Origin of the sequence: Nocardioides sp., assembly GCF_035503875.1 — a bacterium.
Taxonomy (GTDB): domain Bacteria; phylum Actinomycetota; class Actinomycetes; order Propionibacteriales; family Nocardioidaceae; genus Nocardioides.
Window position 1 is genome coordinate 18329 of the sequence record NZ_DATJTA010000062.1, and the last position, 23833, is coordinate 42161.

General features: G+C 74.8%; 21 protein-coding genes. 2 read left to right on the forward strand and 19 right to left on the reverse strand.

The features are described 5' to 3' along the window. Positions 1–41: 41 nt before the first annotated feature. The 7 genes from VMF51_RS14825 to VMF51_RS14855 form a co-directional block, all read right to left on the reverse strand. Positions 42–1664: a DUF4082 domain-containing protein gene (locus tag VMF51_RS14825; protein WP_325475221.1), complete on the reverse strand. Its 1623-nt coding sequence runs from the start codon at positions 1662–1664 to the stop codon at positions 42–44. Then, positions 1661–2653: a hypothetical protein gene (locus VMF51_RS14830; RefSeq protein ID WP_325475222.1), complete on the reverse strand. Its 993-nt coding sequence runs from the start codon at positions 2651–2653 to the stop codon at positions 1661–1663. Before VMF51_RS14830 ends, VMF51_RS14825 begins: the two co-directional genes overlap by 4 nt. 159 nt (positions 2654–2812) lie before the next feature. Then, complete coding sequence (locus tag VMF51_RS14835) at positions 2813–4618, reverse strand: hypothetical protein (RefSeq protein WP_325475223.1); 1806 nt, start codon at positions 4616–4618, stop codon at positions 2813–2815. Beyond that, the gene (locus VMF51_RS14840; RefSeq protein ID WP_325475224.1) at positions 4615–4890 is read right to left on the reverse strand and encodes an acyl carrier protein; all 276 of its coding nucleotides are present in this window, start codon (positions 4888–4890) and stop codon (positions 4615–4617) included. The genes VMF51_RS14835 and VMF51_RS14840 overlap by 4 nt, the downstream gene beginning before the upstream one ends. Positions 4891–4939: 49 nt before the next feature. After that, positions 4940–6217, reverse strand: a complete 1278-nt coding sequence (locus tag VMF51_RS14845) for a pyridoxal-dependent decarboxylase, exosortase A system-associated (RefSeq protein WP_325475225.1) — start codon at positions 6215–6217, stop codon at positions 4940–4942. Then, complete coding sequence (locus tag VMF51_RS14850; RefSeq protein ID WP_325475226.1) at positions 6214–7797, reverse strand: acyl-CoA ligase (AMP-forming), exosortase A system-associated; 1584 nt, start codon at positions 7795–7797, stop codon at positions 6214–6216. Before VMF51_RS14850 ends, VMF51_RS14845 begins: the two co-directional genes overlap by 4 nt. Before the next feature lie 52 nt (positions 7798–7849). Further along, positions 7850–8716 (reverse strand): hypothetical protein, encoded by an 867-nt coding sequence (locus VMF51_RS14855; RefSeq protein ID WP_325475227.1) that lies wholly within the window; start codon positions 8714–8716, stop codon positions 7850–7852. 118 nt (positions 8717–8834) lie between these two features. Here VMF51_RS14855 and VMF51_RS14860 point away from each other — a divergent pair, with 118 nt between their 5' ends. Both VMF51_RS14860 and VMF51_RS14865 read left to right on the forward strand, forming a co-directional pair. Continuing rightward, a complete protein-coding gene (locus tag VMF51_RS14860) occupies positions 8835–9764 on the forward strand; it encodes a glycosyltransferase (RefSeq protein WP_325475228.1) in 930 nt (309 codons plus the stop codon). Further along, positions 9761–10438 (forward strand): polysaccharide deacetylase family protein, encoded by a 678-nt coding sequence (locus tag VMF51_RS14865; RefSeq protein WP_325475229.1) that lies wholly within the window; start codon positions 9761–9763, stop codon positions 10436–10438. Before VMF51_RS14860 ends, VMF51_RS14865 begins: the two co-directional genes overlap by 4 nt. A 59-nt stretch (positions 10439–10497) precedes the next feature. Here the strand turns inward: VMF51_RS14865 and VMF51_RS14870 are convergent, their stop codons facing one another. Genes VMF51_RS14870 through VMF51_RS14925 form a run of 12 tightly spaced genes read right to left on the reverse strand, consistent with a single transcriptional unit; the run spans position 10498 to position 23745 of the window. Next, positions 10498–11418 carry a glycosyltransferase family 2 protein gene (locus VMF51_RS14870; RefSeq protein ID WP_325475230.1) on the reverse strand — a complete coding sequence of 307 codons (921 nt, stop codon included), beginning with the start codon at positions 11416–11418 and terminating at the stop codon, positions 10498–10500. Continuing rightward, positions 11415–12845: an O-antigen ligase family protein gene (locus VMF51_RS14875; protein WP_325475231.1), complete on the reverse strand. Its 1431-nt coding sequence runs from the start codon at positions 12843–12845 to the stop codon at positions 11415–11417. The genes VMF51_RS14870 and VMF51_RS14875 overlap by 4 nt, the downstream gene beginning before the upstream one ends. A 2-nt stretch (positions 12846–12847) precedes the next feature. Then, positions 12848–13597: a hypothetical protein gene (locus VMF51_RS14880; RefSeq protein WP_325475232.1), complete on the reverse strand. Its 750-nt coding sequence runs from the start codon at positions 13595–13597 to the stop codon at positions 12848–12850. After that, positions 13576–14904 (reverse strand): glycosyltransferase family 1 protein, encoded by a 1329-nt coding sequence (locus tag VMF51_RS14885; protein ID WP_325475233.1) that lies wholly within the window; start codon positions 14902–14904, stop codon positions 13576–13578. The genes VMF51_RS14880 and VMF51_RS14885 overlap by 22 nt, the downstream gene beginning before the upstream one ends. Continuing rightward, positions 14901–16019 carry a DegT/DnrJ/EryC1/StrS family aminotransferase gene (locus VMF51_RS14890; protein WP_325475234.1) on the reverse strand — a complete coding sequence of 373 codons (1119 nt, stop codon included), beginning with the start codon at positions 16017–16019 and terminating at the stop codon, positions 14901–14903. Before VMF51_RS14890 ends, VMF51_RS14885 begins: the two co-directional genes overlap by 4 nt. A gap of 52 nt (positions 16020–16071) precedes the next feature. Then, positions 16072–17274, reverse strand: a complete 1203-nt coding sequence (locus VMF51_RS14895) for a glycosyltransferase family A protein (RefSeq protein ID WP_325475235.1) — start codon at positions 17272–17274, stop codon at positions 16072–16074. Next, positions 17271–18788, reverse strand: a complete 1518-nt coding sequence (locus VMF51_RS14900; protein ID WP_325475236.1) for an oligosaccharide flippase family protein — start codon at positions 18786–18788, stop codon at positions 17271–17273. Before VMF51_RS14900 ends, VMF51_RS14895 begins: the two co-directional genes overlap by 4 nt. Beyond that, positions 18785–19834, reverse strand: coding sequence for a glycosyltransferase (locus VMF51_RS14905; protein WP_325475237.1), 1050 nt, complete (start codon positions 19832–19834; stop codon positions 18785–18787). Before VMF51_RS14905 ends, VMF51_RS14900 begins: the two co-directional genes overlap by 4 nt. Beyond that, positions 19831–20484 (reverse strand): acetyltransferase, encoded by a 654-nt coding sequence (locus VMF51_RS14910; RefSeq protein ID WP_325475238.1) that lies wholly within the window; start codon positions 20482–20484, stop codon positions 19831–19833. The genes VMF51_RS14905 and VMF51_RS14910 overlap by 4 nt, the downstream gene beginning before the upstream one ends. Next, positions 20481–21653 carry a DegT/DnrJ/EryC1/StrS family aminotransferase gene (locus VMF51_RS14915; protein WP_325475239.1) on the reverse strand — a complete coding sequence of 391 codons (1173 nt, stop codon included), beginning with the start codon at positions 21651–21653 and terminating at the stop codon, positions 20481–20483. The genes VMF51_RS14910 and VMF51_RS14915 overlap by 4 nt, the downstream gene beginning before the upstream one ends. Beyond that, entirely contained in the window at positions 21650–22648 is a 999-nt protein-coding gene (locus VMF51_RS14920; RefSeq protein WP_325475240.1) for an NAD-dependent epimerase/dehydratase family protein, read from the reverse strand. Before VMF51_RS14920 ends, VMF51_RS14915 begins: the two co-directional genes overlap by 4 nt. Next, a complete protein-coding gene (locus VMF51_RS14925) occupies positions 22645–23745 on the reverse strand; it encodes a Gfo/Idh/MocA family oxidoreductase (protein WP_325475241.1) in 1101 nt (366 codons plus the stop codon). The genes VMF51_RS14920 and VMF51_RS14925 overlap by 4 nt, the downstream gene beginning before the upstream one ends. Positions 23746–23833: the final 88 nt, after the last annotated feature.

Here is a 23833-nt window from a genome sequence, read left to right on the forward strand (position 1 = left end):
ATCCGCTCACGGGGAGCGGAATCGTCTTTCCCCAAAACTGGTCAGGGGCGGATCACGCCGCCGCCCTCCCAGGTGTTGTTGGACCACACGTTGCCCGGGGCCGAGCTGTTGAAGTCCATGATCGGCGCCCAGTAGCCGCACTTGCCGCCCGATCCCTTGGCGAACACGTTGTCGAGGAACCGGATGTTCGCGGCCTGCGAGGAGTAGGGCTTCCCGCCCGAGGAGCCGCCGTAGGCGCAGGTGCCACCCGTGGTCGGCGGGAAGTAGTTGCCCTGCACCAGGACGTCCCGGACGGCGGCGAAGTCGCCGTACCCGGTCAGACCCGCGGAGCAGCCCGCGTCCGGCGGCACGTTGGGCGCGTCGCACGCGATCGTGTTGCCGGTGATCGTCGAGCCGGCGCCCATGCGGATGCCGGACTCGTGGTAGGTCCCGGTGTCGTCCCGCATCTGGCCGTGCACGTAGGAGTCACTGATCGTGCAGTTCATCCAGCAGTTCACCGAGCGGTTGCCGCCGGTGACCTCGACCCGGGTGGCGACGAAGTCGCGCGAGCCGATGCCGGTGCCGGCGCGGTTGCCCACCCGCACCTCGCTGTCGGAGATCGTGAACGAGCGACCCGAGGTGTTCTCGTCGTTGCCGACGGTGCCGTTGATCACCGAGTTCGTGATCTTCACACCGGAGGCGCGGATGTCGAGGTTGCAGTTCACGGTCTTCTTGTCGATGACGGTGTTGGCGGCCGTGATCGAGCACGGGCCGGTGTACGCCGTCAGCGCGGTGCCCGCCGGGACGCCGGTGTTCGCGGCGTTCGGGAAGCCGCCCGGAGTGGGCGTCGGGCTCGTCGTGGGCGGCGTCGTCGGGGACGTGGGCGAGGTCGGCGACGTCGGCGACGTCGGGGACGTGGGCGACGTCGGCGAGGTCGGCGACGTCGGGGACGTCGGGGACGTGGGCGAGGTCGGCGACGTGGGCGACGTCGGGGACGTCGGCGAGGTCGGCGACGTCGGGGACGTCGGCTTGCTCGGGTCGGTGGGCTCCGGGGTGCCGGGCTCGCCGCCACCGTCCGGGACGAACAGCACGTCGACGTAGTAGTTCGACTTGCGGTAGGTCTGCCGCGGCATCGAGCCGTCACGGCTGTAGACGCCCTCCCACGCGGTGAGGTCGCGGTTCACGACCGGCCTGGCGAGCCGCCAGTTGTCGCCGGCGTACCGGCCCCGGGGGGCGTCGTACGACGCGACGTAGCGCTGGCCCGGCTGCAGCCGGACGGGCTTGGCCAGCTTCGCCGTCACCCAGCCGGCGGTGGACGACTGCGCGAACTCGGCGCTCGCGAGCCGCGTCCCACGCGACGTCCACAGCGCACCGTCCTCGGGGACCGCGCCGCTACGGCCGCGGTAGACCTCCACGGCCGTCACGACGCCCGGGGCGCTGGTCGAGAAGCTCACGCCGAGCGTGGTCGACGCGGTGTCGCGGTCGACCGCCGAGGTGGGCACCAGGCTGGCGGGGAAGACGCCGTACCCGGCGGGCGCGGCGGTGGGGGCCGGGCCCTGGCTGACCACGGCCGCGTAGGCGGTGATCGTGCCCGACACGACCAGGGCGGTCGTGAGCAGGGCGACGATCAGCGGCGAGCGACGTCGGGGGGAACGGGCCGTCGCGGCCCGGTGCGTGGCGCTCATGCCCGCACCTCCCCGCCACCGGCCCAGCGGTTGCCCGCGAAGACGTTGCCGGGAGCCGACCGGTCGAAGTCCATGACCGGCGACCAGTAGCCGCAGTTGCCGGACCGGCCGCGCTGGAAGCGGTTCTTGACGAAGCGGATGTTCGCGGCGCCGTCCGAGTGCGGCTTGCCGCGGGACGAGCCGCCGTAGGCGCAGGTGCCGCCGGTGGTGGCCACGAACACGTTGCGCTCGACCAGGTTGTTGCGGACCGGGCCGAAGTCGCCGTACCCGGTCAGGGGCGCCGAGCAGCCGGCGTCGGGGGCGACGTTCGGGGCGTCGCAGGCGATCCGGTTGTAGAGGAACCGCCCGTTGGTGCCCATCCGGATCCCGGACTCGTGGGCGCGCCCGGTGACGTCGGTGTCCTGGCCGTGCACCCAGGTGCGTCGCACGGTGCACCGGTTCCAGCAGTTGATGCTCCGGTTGCCGCCGCGGATCTCGGATCCGACCACGCGGAAGCGGACCTCACCCACGACGGTCACCAGCCGCGCCCCGGTGGGCGAGGCGTCGACGGTGGAGCGGATCAGGCGGAAGGAGCTGTCGCCCCGGTCGCCGCTCGTGCCGATGGTGCCGTGCACGAGCGAGCGACGGATGACGACGCCGGACGCCTGGATGTTCAGGTCGCACGTGACGTGCCGCCCGACGATCCGGGTGTTGTCCCGGGTGATCGTGCAGGCGCCGCGGTAGGGCCGCAGCTTCTGACGTGCGGGCACCCCGGTGTTCGCGGCGGTGGCGACCTTCGGGCGGGCGCGGCGCTGGGCGGCGGCGGACGCCGCCGGCGCGATCGCGGCTGCAGCGGTGGGGGCCGCGGCAGCCGCATCGGCAGAGGTCCCGGCGGACGCCGGGCCGGAGCCCGGCAGCAGCGCGACGAGGACGCCGAGTGCGACCGCGCCGAGTGCGACCGGCAGCAGCCAGGCTCGCCTTCGGGGGTTGGGGGATGTGGTTTGCAGCATGACACTCCGGTCCGGGGCAGGCCGAGGTCAGCCGGCACCGGACGGTGTTGGTCGGTGGTAACCGTGGGCCAGCTCGACCCACGACCAGGGACCATCGGACGGTCCCTGCCTCGCGGCGGACCGTAGCCAAACGGGAGGTCGGCGTAACTAGTTCCTCCCTCAAATGGGTGACGCGCCTGATGCCGGGCGGACAGCCACCACCGTGACGGCGAGTGTGAGGTTCGTCATCAACGCCGTGCTGGCCGCGTCGGGGACGACCTCGCCGGAGACCACGCGGTCGAGCCATTCCTCCCGGACCAGACCAGTGCTCCGGACCGGGTCCAGGATCTCCGGACGCTCCCGCCAGTACGCCGCGACCCCGGCCGCCAGGACTCCCCCGCCGGCCGGCGCGCGCCGACCGCCCGAGAGCCGCTGCAGCACCTTGCAGCCCGCCGCCTCCCCGGTCGCCCGGGTCCGGGCGACCACCGCCCCCCAGCCGGCCTCCGCGTAGCTGCGCGGTGAGGGCCGGCCGTCGAGGGGGAGGTCCGACAGCCCCGGGTCGAGGGCGACCGAGAGTCGGCCGAGGAACCGCGATCCCCGCTTCTCGGACGGCGCCAGCGCCGTCACCGCCGTGACGAAGCGGTCGTCCAGCATCGGGTTCGCCACGGAGCGGCGCTGGCACACGGCTGTCTCGGTCGCCCCGGCCCAGCGCTGCATGCGCTCCTCCAGGTAGAGCCGGTCGGTCGCCGCGAACCACGGGTCACCGGAGTCGCCGAGGACCCGGTGCACCTCGTCCAGGGCGAAGCCCCGCGCCCAGTCCTCGAACTCGGGCGCCAGCATGTCGGGGGCCACGGCCTCGTTGACGTACATCCGCCAGCGCGCGAGCCGGTGCGCGCGCCGGGCGGTCACGGGCGCGTTCGCCCCGGAGCCGAGGTAGTAGAAGCCGCGGGCGACCTCGCCGCCCAGCCCGGAGAGGCGGGAGCCCGGCCGCGCCCGGCCCTCGGCGACATCCAGCGCGGCACGGGCCACCGGGTCCGCCGCGAGCTCGAGCTCTCCGGCCGACAGGGCCGTGCGGGACCACGCCTCCTCGGGTGTCAGCTCGTCGAGATCGGTCAGGTCGAGGACCTCGTGACGCATCCCCTCGCGACGGGCCAGGTCGGCCGCCATCGCGACGTCGGGGCTGCCGGGCACGCCCAGGGTCAGCACTCGCAGTCCGCGCCGGCGGGCGGGGTCGATCGCCGAGAGCAGCAGCCGCGAGTCCTGGCCGCCGGTCAGCTGGAGGACCGGGTCGGGGTGGTCGTCGAGGTACGCCGCCAGGTAGTCGCGCAGCAGGTCGCGCAGCTCGGCGACGGTCGAGACCGGATCGGCCGGACCCGCGGGCGCGGGCGGCCGTGTCTCGCGGCGGTGGACGGTGCCGCCGTAGAGCCGCAGCAGGCTGCCGGCCGACACCTGCTCGACGCCGGCGAACAGGGTGCGCCGCCCGAGCTGCCAGCCCAGCCGGCTCTGCACTGCGACCGCTTCCAGGTCGAGGCCCGACGGCAGCAGCGCGGCGAGGACACGTGCGGAGGTGGAGACCGCCGACCAGCGCGGGCCGCGGCGGACGTAGAGCTGCCGCATGCCGAGCGGGTCGACCGCGGCGAGCACGGTGTCCGCGCCGTCGCGGGTGACGGCCGCGAAGGGCGGCAGCACCTGGGCCAGCAGCGGGAGGTCGGGGGTCACCAGGGCGCGGTGCACGTCGGCCGCGGTGAGGGCCCGGTCGTGCCGGCGCGCCTCGGCGGTGAGGACGAGCGCACCGTCCGGGCCGGGCGCCCGGCCCCCGCCCCAGGTCGCGAAGCCGACCGTGCCCGTGCTCGAGCGGTCCGCGGGCACCCCGAGGACGGAGAGCCCGCGGTCGAGGAGGTGGTCGAGGTCGTACGCCGCTCCGGGTCCGACGGTGACGGCGACGAACCCGGCCGCCGGTCCTGGGCTGGACCCGGAGGTGGTCACGCGCTGCCGGCCCGGTCGGCGACGTACTCGGCGAGGCTGCCGACGGTGGCGAACAGCTCCCCGGTCACGTCGGCGTCGTCGACGACGATGTCGAACTCCTCCTCGAGGGCGACCGCGAGCTCGACGACGGCGAGCGAGTCGAGCTCGGGGAGCTCGCCGAGCAGCGGGGTCGACGCGTCGAGGAGGTGCTCGCGCTCCTCGATGCCGAGGACGCGCACCAGGAGGCTGCGCACCTGCGGGACCAGGTCGGTGGTGGTGAGGGGGTGGGACACGGCTTCTCTCCTTCGACGACGACTAGACGACTCAGACGACTCAGACGACTCAGACCAGGACCTCGGCCGGAGCCGGGTGCCCGAGGAACTGCTGGGGACTCGCGGTGCGGCCGTAGGCGCCGGCCTGGAAGACGACGACCAGGTCGCCCACGTCGGCGACCGGGAGCTCGACCCGGTCGCCCAGGACGTCGAGCGGGGTGCACAGGCAGCCGACCACGTCGACGGTCTCCCGCTCGTCGTGGTCGAGCTGGTTGCCGACCGCGATCGGGTAGTTGCGGCGGATGACCTGGCCGAGGTTGCCCGACGCGGCCAGCTGGTGGTGCATGCCGCCGTCGACGACCAGGTAGGTCCGGCCCCGGGACACCTTCCGGTCCACGACCCGCGTGACGTAGACGCCGGCCTCCCCCACCAGGTAGCGGCCGAGCTCCAGCACGACCCGGGCGTCGGGCTGGCGCGGCCGGACCCGCTCCTGGACCAGCCGGGCCAGCGGCTCGCCGACCTCCGCGGGGTCCAGGGGCCGGTCGCGATCGGCGTACGGGATGCCGAGGCCGCCGCCGACGTTGAGGTAGCGCACCGGCTCCGGGAGCCGGTCGGCCAGGTCGAGCAGCAGGTCGACGGTCCGCTCGTGGGCCCGGCGGACCAGGTCGGCGTGCAGGTTCTGCGAGCCGGCGAAGAGGTGGAAGCCCTGCAGGTCGAGGTCCAGGTCGGCGAGGAGCGTCAGCAGGTCCGGCACCGCCTCGACGTCGACCCCGAACTGCTGGGGGCCGCCGCCCATCCGCATGCCCGAGCCCTTCACGGCGAAGTCGGGGTTGACCCGGACCGCGACCCGCGGCCGCACGCCCACCGCCTCCCCCGCCCGCAGCACCCGGGCCGCCTCGCGCGCGGACTCGAGCTCGACGAGGACGCCGGCGGCGACGGCCATCTCCAGCTCGGCGTCGGTCTTGCCCGGGCCGGCGAAGGTGACCCGGTCCGGCGACTTCCCGGTGTCCAGCGCCGTCGTCATCTCGCCGGCCGAGGCCACGTCGAGCCAGTCGACGAGCCGGGCCAGCTGGTCGACCAGCGCGGGCATCGGGTTGGCCTTGACGGCGTACCCGATCTCGACGGCGCCGCCGAGCGCGGCACGGAGCGCGGCCACCGTGGCGATCACCGCTCCGCGGTCGTAGGCGAAGTACGGCGTCGAGCCGACGCGCGCGGTGAGCCGCTCCAGCTCGATGCCGCCGACGAGCAGCTGGCCGCCGGCGGTGCCGAAGCGGTCGAGGTGCCGCTCGATCGGGGTCCTCTCGGCCGGGGCGGCCGGGGTCGCGTCGGGCACGATCTGCAGGGTCATGAGACCTCCTCCTTGAGCAGGACCCGGTCGAGCTTGCCGTTGGGCGAGCGCGGGAGCTGGGCGCGGACGACGACCTGCGCCGGCACCATGAACAGCGGCAGCCGGCGTCGCAGCAGGGCCAGGAGCGGGCCGGTGTCGACGAGGTCGGCGTCGGCCTCCGAGCGCGGGCTGACGATCAGCACGATCCGCTGGCCGAGCCGCTCGTCCGCGACCCCGACCGCGACCGCGTCACCCACCATGCCGGTCTCGTACGCCGCCTCCTCGACCTCGGTCGGGCTGACCCGGTAGCCGGAGGTCTTGATCATGTCGTCGCGGCGGCCGACGAAGAACAGGAAGCCCTCCTCGTCGGCGACCACCGTGTCGCCGGACCAGACGGCGAGCTCGGGCGGCCGCCAGTCGGCCACGGTCGCGGGCAGCGGGCGGAACCGCTCGGTGCTGCGCTCGGCGTCGTTCCAGTAGCCCAGCGCGACCAGCGGGCCGCGGTGCACCAGCTCGCCCTCCTCGCCGGGTCCGGCGGGCGTGCCGTCGGGGCGCAGGACCAGGATCTCGGCGTCCGGCACCGCCTTGCCGATCGAGTCGGGGCGCCGGTCCACCTCGTCGGGGTCGAGGTAGGTGGAGCGGAAGGCCTCGGTGAGGCCGTACATCAGGTACGGCCTGGCCTGCGGGAACAGCTCGCGCAGCCGGGTCAGGGTGGCGCGCGGCAGGCGACCGCCGGTGTTGGCGAAGTAGCGCAGCCGGACGCCCTCCTCGGGCCAGCGGGCGCCGGCGAGCTGGCTCCACAGCGGCGGCACCCCGGTGAGGCCGGTGACGCCGTGCTCGACGCAGAGCCGGACGACGTCGCCGGGCAGCAGGTAGTTGACCAGCACCACGTGCGCACCGACGGCGAACGCCGTGGTCAGCTGGCTGAGGCCGGCGTCGAAGCTGAGCGGCAGGGCCGCGAGGATCACGTCGTCGGGGTTGTTGCCCAGGTAGCCGCTGACGCTCTCGGCGCCGACGACGAGGTTGCGGTGGGTGAGCACGACGCCCTTCGGGCGGCCGGTGCTGCCCGAGGTGTAGAGGATCGCCGCGACGTCCCCGTCGACCCCGCGGTACGACGCGGGCGCGGACCCGCGACCCGCCGCGAGCACCTCCGGCCACGGCACCAGCGCCGGGCCGTGCGGGCGCGCCAGCCGGGCCTCGCCCTCGTCGTCGACGAGGAGCACCTGCTCCAGCGTCGACGGCAGGTCGGCCTCGGCCACCAGGCCCTGCCAGCGCTGGGTCGAGGTGACGAGCACCCGCACGTCGCAGTCGGCGAGGACGTGACGCACCTGGGGGGCCTTCAGCAGCGGGTTGACAGGGACGAACACCCCGCCGGCGGCCGAGGCGGCGAAGATCGACTCGACCGTCTCGATCCGCTTGTCGAGCAGCACGGCGACCCGGTCGCCGCGGGCCAGGCCGAGCCCGCGCAGGCCCGCGGCGAGCTCGTGCACGTGCGCGGAGAGGTCGGCGTACCCGACCGTGCTCCGGCCGTCGGTGAGCGCCGGCCGGTCCGGGCGCAGACGGGCCTGCTCGTCGATCAGGTCGTGGAGGTGGACGCGCATGCGGGGACTCCTGGTCAGCGGCAGGGGCGAGGGCGGGTGGACGGTCACGGGATCACCAGGCGACGAGCACGAGCTCGCTGTAGAGGTTGTCGACGGCGTCCGGGGACACCTCGGTGCCGCGGACCTGCTTGGGCCGGGGGTGGCGCAGCAGCACCGATCCGGCGGGACGCCCACCGACGACGCGCAGCTCGGCCAACGTCACCGGCAGCCGGCGGGCCAGCAGGTGCCGGGCCAGGTCGGGGCGGCAGCGGCGCAGGACGTCCGGGTCCGAGACGTGCAGCAGGGTCGCGAACAGCCGCATCCCCCGGCGCCGGTCGCTGCGGTACATCACGTAGCAGCGGCCCCGCGGACCCGCGTCCAGCAGCACGTGGTGCGCGGCGCCGGCCCGGCGGTGGTCGCGGAACAGTGCCCGCTCCGCACCGTCGAGGGCGCGGTCGATCTCGTCGAGGTCGGTGACCACCCTGGCCCGGCGGCGCCCGGGCAGCCGCGGCAGGTTGGGCACCAGCGCCGTGGTCGTATCGAGCGACCGGAAGCGCAGCCGCTCGTTGATCGCCACGACCGAGCCGCTGGGCGAGAGGTCGGTGAAGACATGCCCCCGTTGCGCCAGGGCGGCGCGGAGCAGCCGGAGGCCGTGCCCGCGGTAGGGCTCCAGGACGCACCAGGCGCCGAGGTTGCAGAAGCGCACGGTGCGGCCCTCGACCTCGCGCTCGGCGTAGAAGGCGAGCTGGACCCCGACCAGCCGGTCCCCGGCCCGGAGCAGGAACCCGTGGTTGGGCGCGTCGACCTGCCAGGTGGGCACGGCCGCAGCGGCCCAGTCGGCCGCGCTGAGCCGCGGGTTGAGGTGGTCGTGGAGGAACGCGCCCACCTCCGGCAGGTCGGCCGCACGGACGGGCGCGACCCGGACGGTGTCGTCGAGCATGGTTCGACGGTAGGGAGCGTGCCGGGGTGCGACGGCCACCTACGGCGTGCGTACCCAATCCTGGGGAGCGACCCGCGGGGCGGCCGGACCCGCCGTGGCCGCGGCCCACGCTGGCTCCATGAGCACTACCGGAGACACTCCCGGAAGCACCGCACGGACCGAGCCCGGCACGCAGCCCCGTCCCGCGCGCGCGAGCGTGGTCGTGGCCGCGCACGACGAGGAGCAGGTGATCGGCCGGACGCTCAACGCGCTGCTGTCCGACACCGACCCGGGCGAGCTGGAGGTGGTGGTCGTCGCGAACGGCTGCACCGACCGGACCGTCGAGCGGGCCCGTCAGTTCGCCGGCGTCACCGTGCTGGAGTGCGAGCGGCCCAGCAAGACCGAGGCGCTGCGTGCCGGCGACCGGGCCGCCGTCGCCTTCCCGCGGGTCTACCTGGACGCCGACATCCCCGCGACCGGCGCGACCGTACGGCGGCTCTGCGCGGCCCTCGACGGCCCCGGCCGACCGCTGGTCGCCGTACCCTCGCGGCACGTCGAGGTGGCCGGGCGGCCGTGGCCGGTGCGGGCGTACACCGCGGTGCACCGGCGGCTCCCCGTCTTCGAGCGCGGCCTGTTCGGCCGGGGCATGATCGCCCTCTCCGAGGCCGGGCGGGGCCGCTTCACCGACTTCCCCGACATCGTCGCCGACGACCTGTTCCTCGACTCGCTGTTCACCGACGAGGAGCGGGTCCAGCTCCCCGACGTCGCCACCACCGTCGAGGCGCCGCTGCGTACCGGCGACCTGGTCCGGCGCCTGGTCCGGGTCCGCCGCGGGAACGCGGAGCTGCGTCGTACCGCGCCGGGACGCCAGGCCGGCCCCGGCGTACGACGATCCGACCGCGGCGCCTGGCTGCGCGAGGTCGTGCTCCCCCGGCCCTGGCTCGCCCCGGCCGCGGTCGTGTACGTCGCGCTCACCGGCTGGGCCGCCCTCCAGGCCCGCCGCGTGCCGCCCAGCGGAGCCGCGGCCTGGGGCCGGGACGCGTCGACCCGGACGGGGCTGGCCCGATGACCACCGTGCCGCCGGAGCCGTGCCTCAACCTGTGCTTCCACGGGATCGGCACCCCGGCCCGCGACCTGGAGCCGGGCGAGGCGCCGTACTGGATCGAGGTGGACCTGTTCCACCGGGTGCTCGACGAGGTGGCCGACGACCCGCGGGTCCGGCTCAGCTTCGACGACGGCAACGCCTCCGACGCCGAGGTCGGGCTGCCGGCCCTCCTGGAGCGCGGGCTGTCTGCGACGTTCTTCGTGCTCGCCGGACGGCTCGACCAGGACGGCAGCCTGACCCGGGACCAGGTCCTGAACCTCCAGCAGCGCGGCATGACGGTGGGCACCCACGGGATGGACCACCACCCGTGGCGCGGCCTGGACCGGGCCGCCGCGCACCGCGAGCTCGTCGAGGCGCGCGAGGTCCTGGAGGCCCTGGTCGACCGGCCGGTGGAGCACGCCGCGCTCCCCCTCGGCCGCTACGACCGCGCCCTGCTGAGGCGGCTGCGCTCCCTGGGCTACCGCAGCGTGCACACCAGCGACCGGCGCTGGGCACGCGACGGCGACTGGCTGCAGCCGCGCTTCAGCCTGCGCGCCGGCGACACGATGGACAGCCTCCGCGCGAGCGTCCTGCGCCGCCCGGCGCTGCCGCACCGCGCCCGCGGCGAGCTGGTCGGCCTCGCCAAGCGCCTGCGCTGAGGGGATAGTCCCTGACGCTCCGCACCACCCTGGGGTGCGGAGCGTCAGGGACTATCCCCTCAGCGCAACCAGGCGGGGCCCGCGGGTTCGCGCATCCGGATCGGGTCGAGCAGCGCCCGCAGCGCGGCGCGGGAGGTCCGGCGGCCCAGGCACGCCCGGCTCGCCTCGCGCAGCACCATGACCGCCCAGAACGGGACGGCCCACAGCCACCCGCGGCGCCGGCGGAACAGCCGCACCCGGTTGACGACGAGCAGCGGCCACAGGCGTGGCGAGCCCGCCGAGCCGCCCTCGAGATGGACCGCCCCGGCGTCCGGCACGTAGCGCACGGCGAGGCCGGCATCGCGGGCGCGCAGGTCGAAGTCGGCCTCCTCGGAGTAGAGGAAGTACGACTCGTCCCACGCCCCGACCCGCGTCCAGCACTCCGCGCTGATCAGCTGGGTGGACCCCTCGGCCCAGTCGGTGTCGGTGTCGGCGGCGTACGCCTCGGGGTCGGTCACGACCTCGCCGAGCCGGCCGAGGCGGCCGGCCCGCTCGGCACCGACGACCGCGTCGGCGACGGCGCGCGTCAGCGTGGGCTCGCGACGCAGCGAGTCGATCCGGACGCCACCGGCGTCACGCAACCGCGGTACGGCGATGCCGACGCCGGGCTCGCGCAGCGCGGCCAGCAGCCTCGGCACGCAGCCGGGGTCGAGGCGGACGTCGGGGTTGAGCACGAGCACCGCGGTGTGCGGGCCGCCCGCGTCGACGGCGGCGTTGATGCCCGCCGAGTACCCGCCGTTGCGCCCGGTCACGACGACCCGGGCCTCCGGCGCCAGGCGGCGTACGACGTCGACGCTGTCGTCGTCGGAGGCGTTGTCGACGACGACCGTCTGCCACGGGACACCGGCCATCCCCTCCGGCAGGCTCGCCAGCAGGCCCGGCAGCACGTCCGCGCTGTTGTGGGCGACCACCGCCACGAGCACGTGCTCCTCGTCCGTCATGGCGTCGCCTCCCGCGTCGCGTCGGTGTCCGTGGTGTCGATCGGTACGGCGAGGCGCTCGCGCGGGCGCTCCTCGACCGCGAGCTGCGCGGCCGCGCAGGCGAGGCCGATCAGCAGGAAGGAGCTGCCCGCGGCCATCGGGAACCCCCAGGCGTCGAAGGTCACCATGCCCACGGCGCTGCCGAGGATCGAGGCGGAGAGGGCCAGGCCGAGGTGTCGCGACCGCGCGGTGCGCGCCCACCGCCGGGCGCGGTAGCCGTTCGCGACGCCGGTCAGGATGAGCAGCAGCGTCGCGGCCAGGCCGAGGGCGCCGAGCTCGAGCAGGATCATGAGGTACTGGTCGTCGAGGATGCGGTAGTGCCGCGGCACGAACGTGAACAGCCCGCGGCCGAACCACGGGTGCTCGCCGTACAGCTCGAAGACGACGCCGTAGTCGTTGGTGCGGCCGGTCACGCTGGGGTCGTTCTGCACGTTCTTGAACAGCGACACGATCGTGCCGACCAGCCCCGGGATCGCCAGCCGCAGGCCGACCAGGACGAACGGCGCCAGCATCAGCGCCCTGATCCGCCAGGCGTTCGGCCAGCCGAGGAGCAGCACGATCAGGGTGACCGCGAGCACCAGGATCGCCGAGCGCGACACCGACAGCGTCGAGCCGACCAGCACCAGGCCGACGGGCAGGAGGGCACCGCGCCGTCCCCAGCGGTGCAGGCTGTAGTGCAGCGCGAGCGGGAACAGGCTGGCCAGCACCACCCCGAACTCGATCGGGTGCACCGCCGTCCCGGAGACCCGGTTCAGCACCGACCGCGACATCACGGCCCCGAAGTCGGCGTTCGGGGTGAGGCCGGGGATCTGGATGTAGCGCGCGATGTCGATGCCCCAGATGAACTGCACCAGTCCGAGACCGGCCAGCAGGGTCCCGAGCCAGGCCACGGCGGCGACCACCATCTCCAGGTCCCGCGAGGAGCGGACCCCCTCCGCGGCGATCAGCACCACCGCCATCCAGCCGGCGAAGGAGAGCAGCCCGCGGTCGGCGGCCTTGATCATCGTCGCGGTGATGTCGGAGACCGACGGCGGCACCAGGGTCCACAGCTCGTCGGTCACCGCCCGCACGTCGGGCGGGGCGTACCAGCCGGAGATGGTCCCGTTGGCGTACGCCGCGAGCACGGCCACCGTCAGCACGCCGACCGCGATCCGGGTCGCCGTCGGACCGCGCACCGGGTTCAGGCCTCCGATGGTCGCGCACACCCAGCACAGCAGTCCGCCCAGCGCCCACAGGTTCGCCGGCGTCCCGGGCGCTCCGAGCGGACCCAGGATCAGCTGGGAGGGCACGGCCAGCAGCAGCGCGGCGTACACCACGAGGAAGAAGGCGGCGGCCCGTGGAGCACCGCGGTGCTCGCCCAGTCCGAGACGCCTGACGACCCAGCGCACGGTCAGCTCGCCATGGCCGACGGCCCGTCGGCCCCCTTCTGCTTGCCCGCGACCCGCATCCGGGAGCGGGTGCTCGCCGGGGCGGAGTCCCGGTCGTCCGTGCTCTCCGGGTCGCCGTGCTCGGGCTTGGCCGCACGAGCGCGGCGCTCGCGGCGCAGGTTGGCGAGCCGGTCGGTACCGAACGCGAGCAGCAGGGTGAGCAGGAGTCCGGCCCCCGCGGCGCCGGCCAGGGCGCGCATCCGGCTGCCCGGCAGCACCTCGGCGTGCTCGGAGGTGCTGGTGATCTGGGCGGTGATCAGCTGCCGCTTCGGCACCCGGGCAGTGACCTGGATGTCGGCGAGGTCGGTGGCGATCCGGCTCATCACGGCGTCGCGGGTCTTCAGGGCGACCTCGGGATCCTTGTCCTTGGCCGTGATCAGCAGCAGCGGCCCGGCGTCGGGCGCCAGGGCGACGGCGTACTCGGCGTCGTTGCCCGCCTCGGCCAGGGCGCGCTGGGCGTCCTTGGTGGCCACCCGGCCCGCGATCAACGAGCCCGCCGTGGTCATGCCCGTCTGGAAGTTCAGGAACGGGCTGGTGGGGGTCGAGTCGCCGGACGCCTCGGGCGGCAGCAGGAGCAGCATCTGCCCGGAGGCCTGGTAGTCGGGCTCGACGTACTTCACGACCGCGTAGCAGGCGCCACCGGTCAGGAGGACGCCCAGCAGGACGACGACCCAACGGCGCAGCAGGACGGTCAGTGCGTCAGTGAGGTGCATGGCACTTCCTCTTCCGAGTTGTCGTGGACGGCCGGCGCGGGGCCGGCCTCGACGGGTACGGCGGCGGCGACCACCCGCAGCAGGGCCTGCTCCACCTGGACGCCCGCCCGGTCCCAGCCGACGTCGTCGACGGAGTCGGCAGCGGCCCGGGCCCGCTGCTCGATCGCCGGGAGCGGTCGGCGGACCAGGTCGGCGAGGGCCTCGGAGAGGTCCCTCGGCGTGGGCGTGGCGTAGTGGACCTGCGGGTTGTCGAGCACCGCTCGATGCTGGGGGGCGTCGTTGACGACCGGCACGCAGCCGGCCGCGAGCATCTCCAGGGGGACGAGGGAGACGTTGGTCGCCGAGAGCACCAGTCCGGCGACGCAGCGCCGGTACAGCGCGCCGAGCTCGACCGGCGTGAGCCGACCGTGCTGGATCGCCGGGAACGGCAGGTCGGCGACGACCGTGCCGTAGCAGTGGATCGGGACGTCCGGGTGGAGCCGGGCGAATCGGGTGAGCGCGAGCAGCGCGAGCTCGTGTGCGCGTCGCGGCGTGCCGGGTCGGCAGTAGTAGGCGATGCCGTCGCGCGGCACGGCGGGCTCGTCCTCGCGGGGCCGGTAGACCTCGAGGTCGCAGCCGAAGTCGAAGTGGTCGGCCGTCATGCCGTGGTCGGTGCGCAGCCGCTCGGCGAGCCAGGGGCCGGCGGTCAGGCCGTGCATCCCGAAGTCGTACGTCGCCTCCGCGAGCAGCGCCGCGCTCCCGGCCGGGTAGAACATCGGCTCCAGGTCCTGGACCAGGTAGCAGCGCCGCCCGCGGGCCGGCGAGCCGAGCACGTCGTACGCCGACTCCCAGCCGGTCGCCACGACGGCGTGCGAGTCGGCGATCCCGTCGGCGAGGTCGTGGATCCCGGCCCGCACCTCCGGCCAGTGGGCGCGGATGATGTCGCGGTGCTGGTCGACCGACCAGCCGTGCCGGTCACGCAGGTAGAGCTCGCACAGGTGTCCGGCCTGCTCGAGCGCGCTGACCAGCCGGAACATGGTGGTGTGCCCGCCCGATCCCGGGGCCGGCGGGGTGCAGACCCAGGACACCCGCATCGGCTCGCCCGGACGCCAGGCCAGGGGCTCGGGAGCCGGTACGGCGCCCGCCACGACCGCGCTCGCGCGGTCGACCTCCTCCTCGCTCACGGTGAGGCCGGACGAGCCGGGCGGCACCAGCGCCTCCGCGAGCCGGACCCGCACGCGACGGTTCACCCCGGCGGCGCCCTCGGCGGCGAGGAGCCGGCGGACCTGCCGCACCCGGTCGCCCACCCGGGCCGCGGGCCGCATCATGAGCCGACCTCCTCGATCGCAGCGCTCAGCGCGGCAGCCACCCGCTCCTGCTGGGCCGCGCCCAGGCCCGGGTACATCGGCAGCGACAGGATCTCCCCCGCCGTCCGCTCGGCGACCGGGAAGCTGCCCGGCCCCTGCCCGAGGTCGGCGAAGGCCGGCATCAGGTGGATCGGAGCCGGGTAGTGCAGGCCGGTGCCGATCCCGGCGTCGGTCAGCGCCTGCTGCACCCGGGCGCGCTGCGGCACCCGGACGACGTACAGGTGCCAGACGTGCTCGTTGCCGGCCACGGTGCGCGGCAGCACGACCGGCGCCAGGTCGCGGAGGAGCTCGGCGTAGCGGTCGGCCGCGACGACCCGCTGCGCGTTCCACTCCTTCAGGCGGGTGAGCTTGATGGACAGCACGGCCGCATGGAGGGAGTCCAGCCGGGAGTTGGTGCCGATCACCTCGTGCCGGTAGCGCTCGATACCGCCATGGTTGCGCAGCTTGCGCACCTCGGTCGCGATCTCGGTGCGGTCGGTGGTGACGGCGCCGCCGTCGCCGAACGCGCCGAGGTTCTTGCCCGGGTAGAAGCTGGTCGCGGCGACGTCGGCGAGACCGCCCGCCGGGCGGCCGTGCCGCGCGGCGCCCTGCGACTGGGCGCCGTCCTCGACGAGCAGCACCTCCGGCCCGACGACCTCGCGCAACCGCTCGAACGGGGCGGGCTGGCCGTAGAGGTCCACGCCGACGACGGCCCGGGTCCGCGGCGAGAGCCGGTCGGCGACCGCGTCGACGTCGATCAACAGGTCCTCGTCGCAGTCGACCAGCACCAGCTCGGCCCCGGAACGGAGCACGGCCTCCGCCGTCGCGACGAAGGTGTTGGCGGGCACCAGCACCTCGTCGCCACGGCCCACGCCCGCGCCCCGCAGGGCCAGCTCGATCGCGTCCGTGCCGTTGCCCACGCCCACGCAGTGGTCGGTGCCGCAGAACCCGGCGTACTCCTCCTCGAAGCGGGAGACCGCCGGGCCGAGGACGAAAGCCCCGGACGCGCAGATCTCGGCGAAGGCGGCCATCGCCTCGGGCAGGACGGCGTCGTTCTGGTGGTGCAGGTCCACGAGCGGGACGTGGTGGTCGTTCATTGCTCTCCTCGAGAGGACGGGATCGGGGTCGGTGGGGCGGACGGACGGCGCATCAGATGCCCGTCCGGGCCCAGCGGAGGTACGCGACCTCGTCGCGGAGCCGGTGCCGGGCCGCGCGCACGGTCGCCCCGGGACGCGCCGACCGGCGGCGGCGTCGGTCGAGGTCGTCCCAGCGGGTCGCCTCGGCACCGAGCAGTCGGACCGGCGCGGTCTCCAGGGCGTAGGCCCGCAGCTCGGCGAGGTCGTCGTCGCGGTCCCGGCCGCGGTCGACCGCCCGGGACGCGTGGCGGAACGCCTCGTCGGCGAGGGTGCGCCGCCAGGTCTCCCCGAGGTCGTCGCGGTCGGGGAACCGGGAGCCGACCGAGGCGAACAGCTCCCGGAACACCTGCCGCCGCTCGACCAGGTCGACCATCACCCCGGCCGCCACCGTGACGCTCATGCTCGCGTCGTGGTCGCGGTGCAGCGCCTGGTCGACGTCGTCGATGCGTGCCACGTCGCTCAGCGCGGCGACGCGCAGGCAGAACTCCATGTCCTGGGCGTAGCGCAGGGCCTCGTTCAGCGCACCGGCCTGCTCGACGACCGAGGACCGGAACACCACCTCCGGGGTCGTGAGGCAGTTGACGCCCCGGCGGCACCGCTCGCGCACCCAGTCACGGCCCTCCCAGATCGTCCAGGTGGGGCGGCCCACGCGGGCGGCGGGCGGCGCGGCGGTGGTGAAGTGGCGCGGGTGGCCGTAGACCAGACCCACCTCGGGGCGCGCCTCGAAGAGCGCGGCCGCCCGGGTGACGGCGCCGGGGGCGAGCAGGTCGTCGGCGTCCAGCCGGATCACCAGCTCGCCACCGGCCCGGGCGAGACCCCTGTTGAAGGTCGCGACGTGGCCGAGGTTCTCCTGGTTGCGGAAGACCCGCACCCGCGGGTCGGCCGCCAGGGCCGCGGCCACCTCCGGGGTGGCATCCGTGGAGGCGTCGTCGACGACCACGACGTCGACCGCGCACCCCGGCTGGTCGAACGCGCTGGCCACGGCGGCGGGGAGGAAGCCCGCGTAGTTGTAGCAGGGGATGACCACGGTCACGGTCGGCGTGCCGGACGGCCGCTCGCGGGTCGGCGTACCGCGCTCCAGCAGGGGGCGCACCGTCGGACGGTCGACGAGGACGGCGGCGCGGTCGAGCTGCGGTCGGCGCCAGCCCGCCTCCTCCACCCACCCGTGGATCCGGTCCCCGACCGCGGTCGGGTTGATGGCCGCTCGTGTGCTCACAGCGTGGCTCCTTGCCTGACGTCGGGCTTCACTTCGATGACGGGTGCCGGCCGCTCGGCCGGGGTCGCGGGTGCGGGTGCGGGTGCGGAGAGGTGGCGGCGCAGCCAGGGCAGCGCCAGCAGCAGGTAGGTGGCGCCACCGGCGATCCCGGCGGCCAGCAGGTCCAGCAGGGCGCCCTCGCCCGCCGAGCCCACCAGGACCGCCACGGCCAGGGCCGGGACGGCGAACAGGAGCGGGGGCCACAGCGCGGCCGCGACGGCGGACAGGTCGGCGCCCGCCCGGGCGACCGCCACCAGGTAGGCGGGCAGGATCACGGCCACGCCCACCACGACGTGCGCCCAGCCGACACCCACCAGCCCGTGCGTCCGCATGCCGACGACGACCGCCGGTACGAGCGTGACGAACCACGCCAGCTGGATGACCAGGGTCGTCCCCGCTCGGCCGCGGGCGAGCAGGTACGTCGCCAGCAGGTCGAAGAGCACCCGGAGGGCGCCGAAGACCGCGAGTGGAGCCAGGACGACCGCCGAGCGCTCCCAGGCACCGCCGTACACGAAGACGACGAGGGGGCCGGCGAGCAGCGCGAGGAACGCACCGGTCGGGACGCCCAGCGCCCACGAGAGCCGGACGCCGAGCGCCAAGGTGGGGTCGGGCCTCCCGGATGCCCGGTCGGCCCGGGCGAAGGCCGGCAGGGCGACCGAGCGGACCACCTGCCCGAGCACCGACATCGGCCAGGTCGAGATGTTGAACGCCAGGACGTAGAAGCCGAGCTCCACCTGCCCGAGACCGCGGGCGACGACCACCGTGTCGATGTTCAGCAGCGCCCAGGACAGCAGGTTCGCGAGCGCCACCGGCAGGCCGAAGGCGACCGCGGAGCGCCCCAGGCTGCGGTCGAAGCCGAACCTCGGCCGCACCCCGGCGAGCCGGAACTGCAGCACCAGGGCGAGGCCCTGGCCGAGCACCCGGCCGATCGCGATCGACATGATGCCGACGTCGGCGAGCACCAGGGCGACGGTCACGGTCGTGCTGACGACGAAGTCGGTCATCGAGACCGCGAAGAGCCGCTTCTGCTGGAACGCCCGGTTGAGCCGCGCGTAGGGCACGACGCCCAGGCCGCCCAGGACGAGGGTCAGCGCCAGGACCTGGATGGCCGAGGTGCTGGCGGTGCTGCCCAGGGTCGAGGCGATCGGCCCGGCCGTGAGGATCATCAGTGTCGCCAGGCTCACTCCCGAGACCAGCCCGAGCGTGGCGACCGTGGGCGCCCGACGCTCGGCGTCGTCGGAGCGGATCAGGTCGGCGCTGAGTCCCAGGTCGGCGAGGGTCATCAGGACGGCCTGAACGGTGAGCGCGACGGCGTAGGCCCCGAACTCCCCCGGCGACAGCAGTCGGGCCAGGGCGATCCCGACGCTGAGCGAGCCGGCTCGGAGCACGACGTTGCTGACCACGCTCCAGCCCAGGCCGCGCCGGACGGCGCCGGCCAGCCCGTGCGCGGCGGCGAGGTCGCCCGAGGTGCTCACGTGCCCCACCGCCGCCAGCGCCGCCAGCGCACCCGCCAGCGCACGTCGTCCACGGCCAGGAGGAGCCGGCTCTCGCCGGGGCGCAGGCCGCTGCGCTGACGCCGCCGGCAGGCCCGCCAGCGGGCGGAGCCCGTGACCGGCGGCCAGCACTCGGCGGCGACCGCGAGCAGCTCGCCCGCTGAGTCCTCGGGGTCGCCGTCGGCCTGGGCGCGCGTCGCGACCAGCAGCGCCTCCCGGGCCAGGGCCGCCCGGGCGGTGGCGCGCAGGTCGGCCTCGACCTGCCTGCCCTCGGCGGCCAGGTCGTCGAGGACCTCGTCGAAGACCCGGCGCGACTCGCGCAGGTCGGTGAGCGCACCGGCGAACCGGGTGCGGTGCATGTTGCCGCCGTGCTCGCGGTAGCAGGCCTGCACCGGGCCGTTCACCCGGCCGATCCCGGCGATCGTGGCGGCCCGCAGCCACAGGTTCAGGTCGGCGGCGTGCGGGTGGGCCGGGTCGTACCCGCCGATCCGGCGCAGCACCGAGGTCCGCATCAGGGCCTCGGGGTTCACGATCGTGTTGCGGCCGCGCCGGCACACCCGGCGCAGCCACTCCTCGCCCTCCCAGACCGTCCAGGTGGCGCGGGCCGGGGCGAGGGGCGGCGGCTGGTCCTCGAAGGTCTCCACCGGCCCGTAGGTGAGCCCGACCTCCGGGTGCTGCTCCATGAGCGCCACCGACCGGGACAGCGAGTCCGGGGTGAGCAGGTCGTCGGCCGACAGCAGCGCGACGTACTCCCCCTTGGCGCGGGCCAGGCCGTCGTTGTAGGTCTGGATGTGCCCCGCGTTCGTCTCGTGCACCAGGACCGAGATCCTCGGGTCGGCGGCGGCGAGCGCGGCGGCCACCTCCGCACTGTCGTCGGTGGAGGCGTCGTCGACGACCAGGACGTCGACCTCGACGCCGCTCTGGTCGAGCGCGCTGCGCACGGCCGCCGGGAGGAAGCGCCCGTAGTTGTAGCAGGGCACGACCACGGAGACGGTCGGGAGCCGGTCGGTTCGCGCGGTGGTCGTCATCCGGCCACCCCCAGGGCGAGCGGTCGGGCCGGGACGCCGGCCCAGGTCTCGCCGGCGGGCAGCGACCGGACCAGCACCGCGCCCATGCCCAGCACCGCGTCGGGTCCGATCTCCAGGCCCTGGCGCACGCTCGCGTTCATCCCGACGTACGCCGCCTGGCCGACCAGCACGCTGCCACCCAGGCTCGACCCGGCGCACAGCGTCGCGTAATCCTCGACGACCACCTCGTGGGTGAGCGTCACGTGCGGCATCGCGACCACGTGCCGGCCGACCCGCACCGCGCCGGTGAGCACGGTCTGGGCGAGCAGGATGCTCCCGCCGCCGACCCGGCAGCCCACGGGGATGTCGACGCTGGGGTGGACGACGGCCGGGTAGCGGTCCGGAGCGACGCCGAGCGCGGCCAGCCGCGTGACGATGTCGCGCCGGACCCGGCCCTGACCCGCGCACACGACCAGGTCGGCGTCGCGGGCCTGCACGTGGTTGAGGTCCCCGAGGACGAGGACGTCGTCGATGGTCGCGCCCCACAGCCGGCGGTCGTCGTCGACGAGGAACATCCGCCCGTAGCGGTCCAGGGTCCGCTCGACGGCGATCACCTCACGGGCGAGCCCGCTGGCGGCGACCAGGATCAGGGTGCGGTCGGAGGTGTTCACGACCGCCGTCCCGCACGGCGGAGCACGTCGATCACCCGAGCCTGCTCGGCCTCACCGAGCTCGTGGAAGAGCGGGAGGATCAGGGTGTGGTCGGTCAGCCGCTCGGTCACCGGCAGGGCGCCGGGCCGCAGGCCCGCGTCGGCGTACGCCGGCTGCCGGTGGATCGCCATGATCCCGCGGCGGGCCGAGATGCCCGCGGCGGCGAGGGCGGCCATCAGCGTCTCGCGGTCGAGCGGGTAGCCGCGCTGCACCTCCACCCAGTACGACTGGAAGTTGCTCTCGCCGTACGCCGGGTCCGCGACCGGGCGCAGCCCGGGGACGTCGGCGAGCGCGGCGGCGTACGTCGCGGCGAGCTCGCGGCGTCGGCGCACCACCTCGGTGAGCCGGTCCAGCTGGACGAGGCCGACGGCCGCCTGCAGATCGGTCATCCGGAAGTTGAAGCCGACTTCGGTGTACTGCTCCGGCGGTGCCAGGAGGCTGGCGTGCCGGTCGGCCGCGGACACGCTCATCGCGTGCTCGCGCAGCAGCCGCGCCCGCTCGGCCCAGGCCTGGTGCCGGGTCGTGAGCATCCCTCCCTCGCCGGTGGTGAGCACCTTGCGCGGGTGGAACGACCACGCCGCGACCTCGGCCCCGGCCCCCACGGGAAGACCGCGGTAGGTCGACCCCGCGGCGCAGGCCCCGTCCTCGACGACGACGATCCCGAGCGGGTCGCACAGCGACCGCACCTCGTCCAGGTCGACCGGGACGCCGCCCTGGTCGACGACCACCACGGCGCGGGTGCGGCGGGTCAGCGCCCGCTCGACCGTCGCGGCGGTGAGGTTGCCGGTGGTGGCGTCGACGTCCGCGAAGACCGGCCGCGCGCCGACGTACGTCGCGGCGTTGGCGGTCGCGACGAACGAGAAGGACGGCACCACGACGTCGTCGCCGCGCCGGACCCCGGCCGTGAGCAGGGCGAGGTGCAGCGCCGTCGTGCAGCTGGAGACCGCCCGGGCGTACGGCGCGTGCTGGCGGCGGGCGAAGGCCGCCTCGAACTCGGCGACCTTCGGCCCCTGGGCGACCCAGCCGGAGCGGAGCACCGCCGCGACCGCGGCGACCTCCTGCTCCCCCAGCCAGGGCCGCATCACGTCGATGCGCTCGAGACCGGTGCCGGTGGCGAGCTCCGCGGTCATGCCCGGACCGCCACGTTCCGGCCGGCGGCGATCTCCTCGCGCAGCGGTCGCCACCAGGCGACCAGCTCGCGCAGGCCCTCCTCGAGCCCGACCTCCGCGACGAAGCCGAGGTCGCGCTCGGCGGCGCCGGTGTCGGCCAGCCGGCGGCTGACGCCGTTGACCGCGCGCTCGGGGCCGTGCTCGACGGGCAGCGGGCTGTCCATCACCCGCAGCAGCGCCTCGGCGAGCCCGAGCAGGCTGGTCTCGGTGCCGCTGGCGACGTTGTAGACGCCCTCGCGCACCGGCGCGGCGGCCGCCAGCAGGTTGGCGCGGGCGATGTCGCGCGAGAAGACGAAGTCCATGGTCTGCCGGCCGTCGCCGAACACCAGGGGCGGCAGCCCGTCGGCGATCCGTTCCATCCAGCGCACCAGCACCTCGGTGTAGAGGCCGTGCACGTCCATCCGCGGGCCGTAGACGTTGAAGTAGCGCAGCGAGACGTGGTCGAGCCCGCGCATCGCGCGGAAGCTGCGCAGCAGCCCCTCGCCGAAGGTCTTCGCGGCGCCGTACAGGGTGTCGTTGTCGTGGTGGTGGTGCCGCTCGGGCGTCGGGAACTCCTCCGCGAGCCCGTAGACCGACGCCGACGACGCCGAGACGATCTTCGAGACGCCCGCGTCGGCGGCGGCCTCGACGACGTTGAACGTCCCGTCGACCAGCACCTCGAGCGCGAGCCGCGGCTCCTCGGCGCACTGGGTGATCCGGATCGCGGCCTGATGGAAGACCAGGTCCTGCCCGCGGGTCAGGTCGTGCACGAGGTCGCGGTCGCGGATGTCGCCCGGCACCAGCCGGACCCGCTCGTCGGCCAGGGCCGACTCCAGGTTCGCGACCCGGCCGCGCACCAGGTTGTCCAGCACGTCGACCCGGGCGACCCCGGCGTCGAGCAGCTGGTCGACCAGGGTCGACCCGATCGTCCCCGCTCCCCCGGTGACCAGCACCCGGGCGCCCCCCAGCGCGCTCATCGCACGATCTCCAGCGGCCGGTCCAGGCTCGCGACGTCGACGAGCGCGCCCCGCGCCCGCAGGCTGGTCGCGGCCGCCTCGAGCACCGACAGCACCCGCAGGCCCGCCTCGCCGTCGGTGGCCGGCGCCCGCTCCCCGCGGATGCTGGCCGCGAACTCGCGGACCATCGCCCCCAGCGCCTCGCGCTCGGGCAACGCCGGCGACCAGGTGTCGCCGAGGCGGTAGGACACCGAGGCCGTACGCCGGTCCGCGCTGTCCACCGTCTGCTGGACCAGGTCGACGCCCCGGTCGTAGACGCTGATCCGCTGCTGCGGGTTGAGGTCGTCCCAGACCAGGGTGCGCTCGCTGCCCCCGATCACCATCTGGCGGATCTTGGTCGGGCTGAGCCAGTTGACGTGCACGTGCGCCATCGCGCCCCCGGGAAGCGGCAGGCTCAGGTAGCCCACGCAGGGCCTGCCGGCCCCGACCGGGTCGGCTCCCTGGGCGGCGACGCCGAGCGGGCGGAGGCCGCCGGGCAGTACGTGGTCGAGCACCGACAGGTCGTGCGGCGCCAGGTCCCAGAAGACGTCCACGTCGGGCTGGATCAGGCCGAGGTTGATCCGCACCGAGTCGACGTACAGGATCTCGCCGAGCGCGCCCTCGGCGACCAGCTCGCGGATCCGCTCGACCGCCGGGGTGTAGCAGTAGGTGTGGTCGGCCATCAGGACCCGGCCCTGCTGGCGGGCCAGCTCGACCATCGCGCGGCCGGCGTCGACGCTGTCGGCGAGCGGCTTCTCGACGAGCACGTGCTTGCCGGCCCGCAGCGCCGCCACGGCGATCGCGTGGTGGGTGCGGGCCGGGGTCGCGATCGCGATCGCGTCGAGGTCGTCGCGGGCGAGCAGCTCGTCCAGCGAGTCGGTGACCTGGACGGGCCGGCCGGCGGCGACCTCCCGCGCCCGGTCCAGGTCGAGGTCGCACACGGCGAGCAGCTCCCAGTCGGGCGAGACGGAGAGGTTGCGGACCAGGTTCGGACCCCAGTAGCCCGCCCCGACGACCGCGATCCCCAGGGGCTCGGCGGCCGCCGTGGCGGACGTGGACGGGTGCTGCGCTGCGGACATCGGTCGAACTCCTGACGGATGGTGGCCGGGACACTCCCATCGAAGTTCGCGGACGCCGCGCCCGGGCCGGTCCAGGGGTGCTATCCCC